Annotated in this window: 12 protein-coding genes; 8 read left to right on the forward strand and 4 right to left on the reverse strand. The window is 61.1% G+C overall.

Annotation, left to right across the window (positions count from 1 at the left end; translation table 11 throughout):
• Positions 1–3 precede the first annotated feature (3 nt).
• From E8E95_RS00595 to E8E95_RS00610, 4 genes are all read left to right on the forward strand, one after another.
• The gene (locus tag E8E95_RS00595; RefSeq protein ID WP_280347310.1) at positions 4–762 is read left to right on the forward strand and encodes a hypothetical protein; all 759 of its coding nucleotides are present in this window, start codon (positions 4–6) and stop codon (positions 760–762) included.
• A gap of 13 nt (positions 763–775) precedes the next feature.
• A complete protein-coding gene (locus E8E95_RS00600) occupies positions 776–1723 on the forward strand; it encodes an NADP-dependent oxidoreductase (protein WP_280347312.1) in 948 nt (315 codons plus the stop codon).
• A 215-nt stretch (positions 1724–1938) separates the two neighbouring features.
• Positions 1939–2205, forward strand: a complete 267-nt coding sequence (locus E8E95_RS00605) for a CoA transferase (protein ID WP_280347314.1) — start codon at positions 1939–1941, stop codon at positions 2203–2205.
• A gap of 137 nt (positions 2206–2342) precedes the next feature.
• The gene (locus E8E95_RS00610; protein WP_280347316.1) at positions 2343–2468 is read left to right on the forward strand and encodes a hypothetical protein; all 126 of its coding nucleotides are present in this window, start codon (positions 2343–2345) and stop codon (positions 2466–2468) included.
• 349 nt (positions 2469–2817) lie between these two features.
• Here E8E95_RS00610 and E8E95_RS00615 read toward each other — a convergent pair whose 3' ends face one another.
• Entirely contained in the window at positions 2818–3333 is a 516-nt protein-coding gene (locus E8E95_RS00615) for a thioesterase family protein (protein ID WP_280347318.1), read from the reverse strand.
• 179 nt (positions 3334–3512) lie between these two features.
• Here E8E95_RS00615 and E8E95_RS00620 point away from each other — a divergent pair, with 179 nt between their 5' ends.
• A complete protein-coding gene (locus tag E8E95_RS00620) occupies positions 3513–5693 on the forward strand; it encodes an acyl-CoA dehydrogenase (protein WP_280347320.1) in 2181 nt (726 codons plus the stop codon).
• Between the two features lie 43 nt (positions 5694–5736).
• Here E8E95_RS00620 and E8E95_RS00625 read toward each other — a convergent pair whose 3' ends face one another.
• Positions 5737–6510, reverse strand: coding sequence for an enoyl-CoA hydratase-related protein (locus E8E95_RS00625; RefSeq protein WP_280347322.1), 774 nt, complete (start codon positions 6508–6510; stop codon positions 5737–5739).
• A gap of 105 nt (positions 6511–6615) precedes the next feature.
• Between E8E95_RS00625 and E8E95_RS00630 the strand changes: the two genes are divergently transcribed.
• Complete coding sequence (locus E8E95_RS00630) at positions 6616–8085, forward strand: aldehyde dehydrogenase family protein (protein ID WP_280347324.1); 1470 nt, start codon at positions 6616–6618, stop codon at positions 8083–8085.
• Positions 8086–8170: 85 nt separating this feature from the next.
• Complete coding sequence (locus E8E95_RS00635; protein ID WP_280347326.1) at positions 8171–9661, forward strand: hypothetical protein; 1491 nt, start codon at positions 8171–8173, stop codon at positions 9659–9661.
• Between the two features lie 482 nt (positions 9662–10143).
• Here E8E95_RS00635 and E8E95_RS00640 read toward each other — a convergent pair whose 3' ends face one another.
• Both E8E95_RS00640 and E8E95_RS00645 read right to left on the reverse strand, forming a co-directional pair.
• Positions 10144–11775 (reverse strand): NAD(P)/FAD-dependent oxidoreductase, encoded by a 1632-nt coding sequence (locus E8E95_RS00640; protein ID WP_280347329.1) that lies wholly within the window; start codon positions 11773–11775, stop codon positions 10144–10146.
• Between the two features lie 163 nt (positions 11776–11938).
• Positions 11939–12802 carry an alpha/beta hydrolase gene (locus E8E95_RS00645; RefSeq protein WP_280347438.1) on the reverse strand — a complete coding sequence of 288 codons (864 nt, stop codon included), beginning with the start codon at positions 12800–12802 and terminating at the stop codon, positions 11939–11941.
• Positions 12803–13100: 298 nt separating this feature from the next.
• Here E8E95_RS00645 and E8E95_RS00650 point away from each other — a divergent pair, with 298 nt between their 5' ends.
• On the forward strand, positions 13101–13808 hold the full coding sequence (locus E8E95_RS00650; RefSeq protein WP_280347331.1) for a helix-turn-helix domain-containing protein: 708 nt from the start codon (positions 13101–13103) through the stop codon (positions 13806–13808).
• Positions 13809–13879: the final 71 nt, after the last annotated feature.

The raw sequence follows: 13879 nt of genomic DNA on the forward strand, positions 1-13879 counted from the left end.
CTCATGCAAGCAGTGCTCACCGTTCTAATCAACCCGGTGCAAAATCGCGATGATGATTTCAACGACTGGTACACGAACGTTCACATCCGCGACGTGATGCGCTTCGCTGGTTCGATCCGGGTGCAGCGTCTCGTTGCCTCACCGGTGCAGATCGAAGAACCGCCCCATCGCTACTTCACCCTCTACGACACTTTCGACCCGGTGCTGCTTTCACGTGAGCATCGGGACGCAATGGGGACGCGGCGCATGGTCGTGACTCATGCGCACGACAAAGCGAACGTGATCAACGGCTACTACTATCCGGTAGCGTCGAGAACGCTGCAGCCGACCCACCTCACTTCGGACGACCAGCCGCTCATCCTCGAGCAGTTGAACGTGCCCGAATCGCAGCGAGCAGCGTTCGAAGACTGGTATGCCAGTGTCCGGCTGCCCGATTTGCTCCGGACCGACGGCCACGTATCAGGCACCCTGCTGCGATTCGAGCAGTACGGGCAGATGTTCAAGTTCGACCCCGCCTTTTCGCACGTCGCGCTCTGGCGTGTCGAAGATCTGCGCAGTGCTTTAGAGGCGTGGCGCCACGTCCCCGACCGGCTCGAGCTCAATTCACGTCGCGTCAGTTGCTTCGACCCGATGGGACCCTACCTGACGCGCGACCATGTACTGAACGCATCGCAAGATGCGCTCGCAATCGAAGAAGCCGCACGCCAGCGCGCCGAAAAGTCGTCGGCCACCACAGAGCAGTTGGGCATCACATGGAACTGAAGAGGAAACCGAAATGGTAACGAAATCGATGAAGGCCGTGCGCGTCGCCGAGTACGGGGACGAGAAGGTACTGAAGGTGGCTGAGGTTCCAGTGCCCACACCTCAACCGGGCCAAGTACTTCTGAAGGTGCTGGCTTGTGGTGTTAACCCCCTGGATGCCTGGTTCCGATCGGGACACCTGGCCGCGCGTTTTCCGCGACAACTACCCTACACACCAGGGGTCGACGTAATCGGCGAGGTCGTTGAACGGGGTGAAGAGGCTGTGCACTTCGAGATCGGTGAAAGACTCATGGGCATTCTGTCGGTGCTGTCCGACGGCGGCTACGCGGAATACGCAGTCGCAGAAGCCAACACGCTGATCAGACTGCCGAACGGCCTGGACCCCGTCCAGGCAGCTGCCGGCATGCTGCCGAGCGTGACCGGCTTTCAGTTGGTCGATAAGGCGCTATCGCTCGGCTCCTGTCGGCGGATGCTCGTTCTCGGTGCCCTCGGCAGCGTGGGCCGAGCCGCCGTAGCAGCGGCCCTGGCCAGAGGGCTCGATGTCACGGCTGTCGTGTTACCGCAACAGCGAGACGAGGCCAAGTCGCTCGGCGCGCAACATGTTGAAACTGATTCAGCGCGCAGTACGGTGCTCGCCGGCGAATTCGACTGCCTGCTCGATACGGTTGGGCCTCAGGTCGTCAGTCAATGGGAAATGGCCCTGGCAGAGGGCGGTCACGTGATTAGCATTGTGCCGCTTCCGCCAGCGTCGTTCACCCGTCAGAACCTTAACTTCGTACCCTTTGCTTTTCGGCCTGAGCCAAGCACGCTCGCAGAAGTCGCAAGGCTCATGCAAGACGGAAAGCTGCAGCCGCCGCCCATACGCACTGTCCCACTTCACGAAACGGCGGACGCGCACCGGGTTCTGCTCGGCGGTGCGAACGGCGAAAAGTTCATCGTCGTGCCAACTCCGAACCGATAGCGTTCGAAAGGGCACTGCATCAATAAGTTCAGCGGCAATAAACGCGATCGTCACTGACGGCATTACCAGTATGGTTCGAGCCTACGCCAAAGTCCTCGCCCACACCGGCGCCAATTTAGCGCTTGCCCACACCTCTGATGATCAGGTGCAGACGACACTCGACGATTTCAGCAGCTCGTCGTAGACGACCGGTCGACCGCTGACGGATTTCGGCGATGGTGCCCGCACGATCTCCTACCTTCCCGGCAAAATTACGTCCGACTCGTGCCCCCGCGCAAGTGTTCGAGTTCGCGGGCTGCTACCTGAATATCCAGGCCGGTGCCGAAGTGCACTACGGCAAGATGTGCGATGCACTTGGCCAGGAAGAGTTGAAGGAAGATCCGCGCTTTGCCGTGCGCAAGGATCGGGTGACAACACCAGGACCTGCAGGTGTCGATCCTCGAAGGGAAGATCAAGCAGCGCGATGCCCAGCAACTGTTTGACGACTTTGGTCGCCAGGGGTGTACTGGTCGCGCCGATCTACCGGTCGAGTGCGCGCAGTTGCATCAGCGTGCTGTTCTTCGGAGTGTCCCCCCACTGTAGGTAAGGTCCGCTTGTGAAGAGCCCAATGGAGCTATCGATGACCCCAGTCGACATCCTTACCAAACCTCCGACCACCGGCCAGCATACGCAGCAGGTTCTTGGCCAAGCGCTCGCCTACAGCGACAAACAGATCAAAGGGGTGTCGGCCAAAGGCGCGATCTGATCCTGCCCAAGGAAGCCCTGCCTGGCTGTCGCCCCCATTCTTCCGCGGAGCTGACCGGCCCCGTCATCGTATTACCGGCCATGCAGGTCGACGCCGTGCACATCCACAACCTGTCGGGCACGAAGGAGAGCCCCCAGCTTGGAAGAACGTCAAGTAGAAGAAGCCCCGCAGAGCCTACCTCAACACGTATGTCACCGTAGGCTTCTCGATGCTCCCCCCCAATTGCGTACAACCCGCGCCACTTCCACGCGTCGTCCATGGGAAAGGACCCACCGGAGATCGCTCTCCTGAAACACCCAGTTAGCCATTGGTCAGCAACTTACCCGGAGCATCAGGATGCCAGTTGGGACTAGGCCTGTCGGGCTCTCAGCGCAATGCTGCGCCCCACTTGCCCAGTACGCTCCACTCGGCTGAACCGCTCGACCAAAGTTTGCAGACGCATCCTCACATCTTCGGGAAAAGGTGCCGAGCGCCTCGTCGTGAAGTCCACGCTCGTACTGAGGTACTCAATGGTCGCGACCAGGGGTCCGTCCTTCCCCTTGCGCATCTCGTGGTAGTGCTGAAAGGACCGCTCGTCAAAGCCAATGAGCCAACTGCGAATTGAGATGGAATCTCCCAGGCGCAACTCTCTCTCGTAGGAGATATGTGCTTGCCGCTGAAAGACAGTGAGTCCGCGCAGCCTGTATGGCGGGCCAAAGCCCAAAGGCCGAAATAGCGCGGGTAGGGCCTGCTGGAAGACCAGGTAGTAATTGGCGGCCCCCATGTGACCATTCAGATCGATAAACGCCTCGCCCACCACGGCCTCCATCGACTCGATCGGCAATACCTCCGGCAGCGGTGGAATCAACACTTGCTCACTACTCATGCCATTTCCTCATTGAACACGATCTGCCCCACCGGCTCCGCCCCATCTGCGCGGAACTGATGCAGCCAGTTAGCAATATAGAATACTAAGTAATCTAGGTTTACTTTGTCTCCTACAGCGCGACCACGTGTTCGCAGAACGCAGGCCCATCACCACCCCAGAACAAGAAGAGCCAAACCATGACGCAGACGACTTTCGAAGAGAGACAAGAACTTCGCCAGGCCTTAAGGACAGTCCTTGGCCACACCTGGCCCATAGCGGACGCTGTAGCCCGGAGCGAATCGCCGGATGAGCTGATCAGGCTCTGGAGCGAGCTCTGCGAGAACGGTGTTGCTGAGATGCTCTCCCCTGCTGACCTCGCCATGATCTCGAGTGAATGCGGCAGAGCCGCTGCTCCAATCCCGCTGCTGGGCGCGGCGATTGCCGGAATGCTCCTGAGCGGCTCCGAGGCGGACGCTGTCGTCTCGGGGGCGATGCGTGTTGCCGTGGCTTTTGGAGCTTTCGATGGCGACATCCAGGCGGGCTCCCTGCGTATAGAGGATGGAACCGCCAGCGGCTCGCTTTTCGGGATCGAAGACTGGTCCACGGCCACTCACCTGCTAGCACTGGCCGACGACGGGCAACAGGCGGTGCTAGTCGACTTGCGGGCCACCGAACTCATTGCAGAAGCCGCGCCAGGCTTCGCAGTGCCTGCTTTGGTTGGCGTGACACTGAATGGCGTTGCCTGCCGCGCAATACCGCTCAGCCCCGCCTCCGCCGAGTCGGCGGCGATGCTCGCTCGCCTGATGCTCTGCGCGCGCGCCTGTGGCGCCGCGCGCAGAGGCCTGGAGATGGCCGTTGACTACGCGAAGTTACGGGAACAGTTCGGCCAGCCCATCGGGCGCTTTCAGGCAATTCAGCACAAGCTGGCGGACTGTGCCGTGACCCTGGATGTCTGCGAACTGATGATGGAGAACAGTGCCAGTGCCCTCGAGTCAGGCGGAGGAGCCTTCGAGACAGCCGCCCTTCTCGCCCTGGCCAGCCCCGGTCTGCGCAAGGTCGCACTGGAGCTGCATCACGCATTTGGTGCCATCGGCTATGCGGAGGAACACGAGCTACCGCGGCACTTCCGCCGTATTCACGCCGATATGCTTCGCTTCGGTGGCGCCCCGGCAGCCCGCCTTTTCCTTGGCAGGCAGCTGCTGGGCAACGAACATTCACCCCCTTCTCTGCAAAGCAACCCTGACGCCGAGCGCTTGCGCGATGACGTCCGCGCCTGGTTGGGGCAACACTGGAGTACCGAAGCCCGAGAGGCTGCCCAAAGACGTCCCTTTGCCGAGCGTGATTCGGATCCAGCCTTCATCCGCGAACTGGGCAAACAAGGCTGGCTTACAGTGAACTGGCCTAAATCCCATGGCGGCCTGAGTCTTTCGCCGCTGGAGCAGCTTGCGTTCGTCGAGGAGATGTATGGATCAGGTGCTCCCGTAGCCCTTTCCCAGGCAGGTAGCTGGCTCATCGCACCGGCCTTGATCAAGTTCGGTTCCCAGCTCCTACAGGACCAATTCCTGCCGCTGATCGCCAGTGGTGAGGCGCGCTTCTGCCTCGGCTACAGCGAGCCGCAAGCAGGTTCCGACCTCGTATCCCTACTTACACGTGCGGTTCGGGATGGCGACGAATACGTGATCACAGGCCAGAAGCTCTGGACCACCCTGGCAGAAACGGCCACCCATGTTTTTCTCGCCGCCCGCACCGATCCCCACGCGAGTCCGAAGCACGCCGGCATCAGTCTGTTCATCGTACCGACCGATACTCCAGGCGTGGATATCAACCCCAGCATGGCGCTCTACGGGCGGACGTTCTCGACGGTCTCCTACGACGAAGTCCGAATACCGGCGAGCAACCTGGTGGGCGAGCTCAACGGCGGCTGGCAAGTGCTTACGTCAGCTCTTGCCTCGGAGCGTGTACTCATGGGCGGGAGCGTCGCACGGCTGAAAGGCCTTCTGGAAAGCATCGCCTGTGCCTTGCAGGATCGCGGCGGCGACCCCGTCATCCTGGATCGCCTCGGTGCCTTGGCCGCCGATTTGCAGGCCGCCCGGCTACTGGCAATGCGCTCCGTTCAGTTGCTGCAGAAAGGGGATCCGGCACTGGTGGAAGGTGCCATCAGCAAGCTTTTCACGGGGGACTTCGCCGAACGCCTCGGCGAAACCGCTCTGGAGTTGTTCGGTACCCGTGCGACCTTGTCGGAAAAGAGCTCGATGGCTCCCATCGGCGGCGCGATCGAGCAGCATGTGCGCGCCTCAATCATGGCAGTCATTGCCGGCGGCACCGCAGAGATTCAGCGCACGCTGATTGCCCGGCGCGGGCTCGGCCTGCCACGCTGAACGCCCGCCCGGACGCGACTACCTGCCGTAGCCGGGCGTTTTCTCAGCGGCCGGTCCAGACCGGCTTGCGGCGCTCGAGGAAGGCACGCGTGCCCTCTTTGGCGTCGGCGCTTTCACGCACGAGCTTGCCGGCTTCGCGCATGGCCGCGAACAGCTCGGTTTCATCCGGGTCTCCTGCGAGCCTGGCCACCCGCAGGCTCTGCTGAACGGCGATGGGCGCGCACTCGGCAATCTGCACAGCCATTCTCAGTGCTTCAGCCTCGGCTTCACCAGCGGCCACCAGGCGATTCACCAGCCCCAACTCGTAGGCACGTTTCGAAGAAATTGAATCACCGAGCAGGAGCATTTCATACGCCACGGCCGCTGGGATGCGGCGCGGCAGGCGGAATACCCCACCGCCACCGGCAATGATGCCGCGCTTAACTTCGGGCAGCCCGAAGCTGGCGATCTCACTGGCAACCAGAAGATCGCAAGCCAGGCATATTTCCACACCACCACCAAATGCCGGGGCATCCACAGCGACGATCCAAGGCTTGGTGCGGCGCGCCTCGATGATGCCGGCAAAACCGCCTTCCTTGGTCAACAGAGCCGCATGGTTGCCTGCGGCTACCTCTGCCAGGTCCGCGCCCGCACAGAAGCTTTGGTCACCCGAGGACGACAGTACTACCGCACGGATCTGCGGATCTTCCTCCGCCGTCCTGACGGCCTGTCCTATTCCCTGAGCGATAGCGCCGTTGATGGCGTTGCGCTTTTCTGGCCGGTTGAGTTTCACCAGCAGCACGTGGTCCCCCACCCGCGAAATCTGAACGTCGCCCATCAACCATCTCCTGTTTTCGACGTGCGATATGGCTTGCCAGCCCTTCGCTATGTCACTATGGTTTAATAAGTGAATATAGTTAACTACGTTAGATAGGAGGTTGCAATGTCAAATCACGCACAAGCCGACCGAAGCCGTCGGCACTATATTGGCGGCGAATTCGTGGCCTCCACCAGCACCGAAGCGATCGAGGTCGTCGATCCGGCCAACGGAGAACGAATTGGCGAGGTGGCGGCTGGTACTTCCGAAGACATCAACCTGGCGGTGCAGGCGGCGCGTGACTGCTTCGACTCCCGTTCCTGGCGCCAGCTGAGCGCCCACGATCGGGCCAACACCATCTGGACCTTCGCTGATCGTATTGCCGCCCACGTCGACGAGCTCGCCGAGCTGGAAGTACGCGACAACGGCATGCCGCTCATGTTCGCCAAGGCCACGGTGTCCAGTCTGGTCAACGGCGTCCGCTACTACGCAGGCATGGTCACCAAGCTGCATGGCCAGACCGCCGAAATTTCCGGCAACGGAAGGGAAATCCATGCCTATACCCAATCGGAGCCGGTTGGCGTCGTGGGCTCCATCACCCCATGGAATGCCCCGCTCGGCGTACTCATCAACAAAATCGCCCCAGCCATTGCTGCGGGTTGCAGCATTGTCTGCAAGCCGGCGGAACAAACCCCGCTCTCTGCGGTGCGGCTGGGTGAGCTGCTGGACGAATGGAAGCTGTTCCCCAAGGGCCTGATCAACATCGTGAACGGTTACGGCCATGTCGCCGGCCAGGCGATGTCCGATCATCCCGATATCGACAAGCTGACCTTCACCGGCTCGACCGCCGTAGGCAAGAAGCTGGTCCATGCATCGGCTGACAGCAACCTTAAGCGCGTGACCCTGGAACTAGGTGGCAAGTCTCCCCTGTTCATCTTCGATGATGCCGACTTGGACAAAGCCATCACCGGTGCGGCCATGGCCATCTTCGCCAATAGCGGCCAGGTCTGCTTTGCAGGGTCTCGCCTCTACATCCAGCGCAATATTTTCGACAAAGTGATCGAAGGCGTTGCCAAGGTGGGCGCCGCAATGCGTCTGGGCAGCGGCCTGGACCCCCAGACCCAGATGGGGCCGCTGGTTTCCGCGCAGCAGATGGCGCGCGTCCTGTCCTACGTGGAAAGCGGTGTGGGCGAAGGCGCCGAACTCGTATGCGGCGGCCAGCGACATGGCGACAAGGGCTTCTTCGTCACCCCCACTGTGTTTGCCAACCGTGATCGCAAGGCCATCCGTATCGCCGAGGAAGAGATCTTCGGGCCGGTGGTTACCGCGATGCCCTTCGACGGACTCGAAGAGCTGGAAGCGCTCGCCAATGCTACCCCCTACGGCCTGGGGTCGGGTATCTACACCAGCAATGTCGGGACGGCCCACCGCGCCGCTAAACTGATTCGCGCCGGCAATGTCTGGATCAACTGCTACGGCATCCTCGACAAAGCCATGCCGTTCGGTGGCTTCAAGCAATCGGGCTGGGGCCGCGAATCCGGTTTCGAAGGTATCGCCCCGTTCCTCGAGACTAAGTCCGTTTACACCATGCTGTAACACTGGCGGCTGCCAGCACCCCTGCTGGCAGCCGCTTTAGCGCGTCGTCAGTCAATGCCCCTCCCCAACAAGAAGGAATGGCGGGATGATCGATCCTCAGCGCATACCCGTGATCGTCGGCATCGGTGAATGCATCGATCGCGACAACCTCCACGAACCCCGTGCACTGCTGGTTGAAGCTGCAAGACTCGCCGGCGCCGAGACAGTGGACCTATTGCAACAGGTCGATTCGATCGACGTTGTGGCAATCATGAGTTGCCAGTACGACAAAATCGGACAATTACTTGCGAGCGACCTGGGAATTTCTCCCGATCGCGCCGAGGAAAGCATTGCCGGCGGAGAAAAGCCCGTACGATTGCTCGGTGAAGCGGCGGAGCGAATCGCGGCCGGGACCTCGAAGGTCGCCCTCATCTGTGGCGCTGAAGCTATGCGCACGCGCGCACGGGCAGCCCAAGATGGAATTTCCCTCAGTTGGGGCCCAGTGGATCCGAACGCCAGGCAACTGACCGCCCTGGACTTCGTGACAGCCCATGCCGCCCGCTATGGCCTGGTGCAACCCACCAACGTCTATCCGCTTTACGAGAACGCCACCCGCCATGCCTGGGGTCAGACCTTCGAACAGGCACAGCAGGAGTCGGGGTACATCTGGAGCCGAAATGCAGACACTGCTTCGCGCAACTCGGCGGCCTGGCTTGGCAAATTCCATAGCGCCGAACAGATCATCGAGGACAGCGACAGCAATCGGATGATCGCCTACCCGTATCGCAAGCTGATGGTCGCCAATCCGCTAGTAAACCAGGCGAGCGCCATACTCGTGACTAGCCTGGGGCGAGCGCGGGCCGCTGGAATCTCGCCGAACCAGATCATCTACATCTGGAGTGGTGCCCGCGCCAACGAGCCAAAGGATTTCCTGGTGCGGGATCGCTTCGATTGCAGCACCGCCCAGGACGCGGTCCTGCACAGTACGCTCGCGCAATCCGATCTGCAGCCATCTGAGGTCGACCTGGTGGAGTTCTACAGCTGCTTCCCCACCGTCCCAAAGATGGCTCGCCGCACGCTCGGTTTTTCTTTGGAGAAGCAGCTGAGCCTGGCAGGTGGCCTGACCTTCTTCGGCGGTCCGGCAAACAACTACATGACCCATGCGCTGGCTGCCGCCGTTCGCGAACTGCGTGACCGCAAGGGACAGACTGCCCTGATCTATGGTCAGGGCGAGTTCGTGACCAAGCATGCCGCCGTCGTGCTGGCCACCACCCCGCCTCGAAAGCCGCCGCAGATGCTTGATGTGCAAGCCGATGCGGATGCTGCTGCGGGACCGCAGCCACCTCTACTGGAAAGCTACGAGGGTAGCGCGACAATCGAGAGTTTCACCGTTATCTATGACCGTAGCGGAGTCCCCTCGCAGGCTCCCGTCGTGGCCCGTACTCCCTCTGGAGAACGAGTCATCGCCCTGGTACCGGGCGATGATGCAGCAGCGATCAACCTGCTGCTGGGCCAGGACCCCATCGGTCGCGGCGGCTATATCACGAGCGGGGAAAAGGGACTGCTCCGGTTTCAGATCGAGGTACTGGCGCCGTAGACATCCAGGCATCCGGGGCGAATCGGCTGTCCCCTTGTAGTCACCCTCCCCGTACGCCACCAGGGCGGACATCGATTTGATGTGCCGCCCTGCGGGGCGATCTCGGACCAGAGACTCATTACCGCCAATTACTGGTATCTATCTCGATACCAGTGGCTTTCATGCCACGGATGCAGATGCCGTGATCCTAGGTCTCCACTTGCCTTCGTTGTGGACGATTGCAGACCAGTTCTGGCTAGACATTCGTACGTCAATTCCACGCAGTCCTCGATGCCGTATTTGGCACCATCAAGACCACGATCCGAAACCTACAAGCCACCGACAGACTCCACTGCTGTGGCAATCTGCCCCGACGCCCAGGCCACGCGGAACGTGGCCCAGGACAAGTGCGTAGAAGGAGTAAGCGGGATCCCCGATGGAGTCGGGTATCGCAGGCTTGCTCACGATCAGCAGCGGGTTGGGACGAGTTTTCTTGGCCCTCTTCAGGCTATCGTGAACTCGAAGCTGGAGTAGCCGCTCTCAGCCTCCGCATCGCACTTCTTGCGGAAGGGCCCTACACCGCCCACGTACGGCATGAATACCCGCGGCTTGCCCGGGATGTTTGCGCCGACGTACCAGGAGTTGGCTTGCGGGATCAAAGTCGAATTCGCCACCTGGTTGACGTGATCCACCCAGTCGACCACCGCCTGTTCCTTGACCTCCACACGCGACCAGCCGTTGTCCTGCATATGACTTACACAATCGGCCACCCAGTCGACGTGCTGCTCGATCGAGAGCACGACGTTGGAGAATACAGACGGACTGCCAGGCCCGGTGATCATGAAGAAGTTTGGGAACTCGGAGACCGAGACACCCAGGTAGTTCAGTGGACCGGCCGCCCACTTTTCCGCCAGGCGCCGTCCTCCTCGACCGCGAATGTCGACGTCGAGCAACGCGCCGGTCATGGCGTCGTACCCGGTGGCGAAGACGAGCGCATCGAGCTCAAACTCACGGTCTTGTGTACGGATGCCCTTCGGCACGATAGCGGCGATGGGTGACTTGCGTACGTTGACCAGAGTGACGTTGTCGCGGTTGTAAGTTTCGTAGTAGTCGGTGCCGACGCAGATACGCTTGGCGCCCACCGGGTAATCGTGGGAGCAGAGTTCATCCGCGACTTCGGGCCGGGTGACGATGCTACGGATCTTGCGATGAAGGAAGTCCACCGCGTACTGGTTGGCCTCCCTGCTGGCCAGCATGTCCTTGTAGGTGAACATGAACTGCGGCCCACCGACGGTCCACTGGTGTTCGAAAGCCTGCTCCCGTTTTTCGGGACTGACCTCTAGCGCCGATTCGGTCGGGCGTGGGTACAACCCCAGGCCCTGCTGGCGCGCCGCAGCCCGAATCGCAACGTAGTTGGCCTTGATCTTGCCGACATACTTGGCATCGAGCGGAGCGTTGCGAGCCGGCACTACATAAGCAGGCGTACGCTGGAATATGTACAGATGATCGGCTTGCTGGGCGGCAACTGGGATGAGCTGAACGCCGGTCGAGCCCGTACCGATGATGCCCACTCGTTTGCCCCTGAAGTCGACGCCCGCCTTGGGCCAGTCGACAGTGTGGTAACAGTCGCCCTCGAAGGTATCGAGACCCTCGATGTGAGGCAGGCGTGCGGAGGACAGACAGCCGCTGGCCATGATGAAGTAGCGGGCGCTCACTGCATTGCCCTCGTCGGTAACCACGTCCCAGCGGCCGGCGGCCTCGTCGAAGCTGGCCGAGGTGACGCGCGTACCGAATTGGATGTGGCGTCGCAGGTCGAAACGCTCGGCGACGTGGCGGATGTAGCTCAGGATTTCCGGCTGGGTCGCGAAGCGCTCGCTCCAGCACCAATCCTGCTGCAGCTCATCGGACCACGAATAAGAGTACTCCACGCTCTCGGCATCGCAACGCAAGCCGGGGTAGCGGTTCGCATACCAAGTACCGCCTACATCGGCGTTCGCTTCGAACACCTGGACACGCAGGCCGAGGCCTCGCAGCTTGTACAGCATGTAGAGACCGGCGAAGCCAGCGCCGACGACTACGGCGTCGACCTGGCCAGGCGTGTTCGATTTCGGGTTGGAAGAGAGTTGCTCGGACATGGTCTGACGGTCCTGATGAATTGAGATGGGCTAAAGAAATGAACAGCCCGCGGCACTGGCCGTCAGGCTTCTTCGTACCGAGCCAGGACGGCGCGGATAAGGGGAGGAAAAAGCTGCTCGGCCGCTTACGTGCATAGCGACTCCCCATGGCCGAGCAGCAAAATCAACATTCCAACCGATGGTCGATGAAGCGCCCGATGTGCTCGATGGCGGCAGCGCTTCCTGGAAGCATGTTCACGAACGAGACGAAACCGTGGAACTGTCCCGCGTATCGCTCGAACTGCGTCGGCACGCCGGCCGCGACCAGTCGAGCCGCATAGGCTTCGCCTTCATCGCGCAGTGGATCGTATTCCGCAGTGATTAGCAGGGTCGCCGGTAGCCCATGCAGATCCTCCGCCAGAAGCGGAGAGGCGTCCGGATGCTGGCGTTGCGAGGAGTCGGGCAGGTAGTGATCCCAGTACCAGCGCATCATTTCGCCCGTCAAAAGCGGCTGCAGTTGCGGGTCGAGATAGGAAGGCCGCTCGAAGTCGGCATCGGTAACCGGATAGAGCAGCACTTGGGCCGCAATCTCCGGCTGCCCCTGCTCCCGGGCCCGACGCGCCACTACGGCGGCGATGTTTCCACCCGCGCTGTCGCCGGCCACGATGAGCGGCAACGGCGCGCTCGCTCCGAGCAGCTCCTGCCCTTCGGAAGCTGCCCAATGCAGCGCATTCGTCGCGTCGTCGATTGCAGCGGGAAAGCGATGCTCCGGAGCCAGGCGATAGTTCACCAGCAGCACAGCACAACTGCTGCGCTGTGCCAGCTTGCGCGCCAGAACGTCAAAATCGTCAATGTGCCCGGTGACCCAACCACCGCCGTGAAAATAGACCATCAGCGCCTTCGGAGCCGACTGGGGTATGAGTAGACGGGCTTCGATGGTCTCGTCGCCGCTGCCCATGACCACCGCATGGACGTTGCCCATCTCCGGCCCCTGCCCATACATTGCCCGCAACTTGGAGGCTCCTTCGCGGACCTCCAGCGCGGTCATCTCGCTCAATGGCTTGGTTCGTGCCTTTGCAAAGAGCTCCGCCAAAGCGGCGCTGGATGAGTCTAGAGGCATACTTGGCAATCCTTATCGAAGTGACGGTGGGACGAGACCCGGGTGACCGGCGAGGCCCCTACCTGGAAGATGGAGCGCTCGAACTGCCCATCGCCCAAACGAGGGACCCGAGCACCAAAAAATGAACAAAATGGCCTTTTAGTACACCTATTAATTGGACAAAATGCAGCTTGCGTATATACATATACGCCAAAAAATACCCACACATCAATACAAAGAAGACAATATGTATAGAGAAGCGACCGAAAATCCCACCGAGCCACGGCGAGCCGCCGGAAGCCGCGAACTGATCCTTTCAGCCGCGATGAAGTGTTTCGAGCAACTCGGCTTGCGCGGCACCCGCGTGGAGGACGTCCTGCAGGAAGCAGGCGTTTCGCGCGGAACCTTCTATCGCCACTTCACTGGCATAGACGGCGTAACCGTTGAGCTGGCGGTTCGTTCCGCGCGCGATCTGTTCGCGGCAGCCGTCAAGGAAAACGACGGCACAGATATGTCGGTGGCGGCACGGGTGGCCCTGGTGGTGGCGCGTATGTCCGGCCGCGACTTCGACCCGCCGATCCTGCGGATGATCGAGGAAAGCGGCGATCTCATGCGGCTGTCCAACATGGTCGTCAATACGAATGAAGCCAGGCAGCTTCTGGCCGGCCCATTGCTCCCACTCTTGCAGGCGGGCCAGCGCGAAGGCTGCTTCCGCTCGGACGTGAGCGCGGAGAAGATGGCCGAATGGCTGGTTCGCAATGCGAGTTCCATTCGCCAGTTGCCGCCGCCATGGTCAAACGATTTCTCCGAAGTGCTCGCCTACGTCAGCGATTTCGTCATGCCTGCCCTGCTCGCCTGTCGCGACAACGGCATGGCGGAAGTCATCGCCCGGCTTAACCGGATAGAACAGCAACTCTCTATCAATGCGGTCGAACGGAACGCGGATACACGCTGACGTGACGGCGGAGGTCAGCTTGCATTCCATCTCGGGGCCGTACAGGAATCGAAATGGAGTGAACGCCGCAG

The organism is Pseudomonas sp. BN414, assembly GCF_029871275.1.
In the GTDB taxonomy this organism is placed as follows: Bacteria; Pseudomonadota; Gammaproteobacteria; order Pseudomonadales; family Pseudomonadaceae; genus Metapseudomonas; species Metapseudomonas resinovorans_C.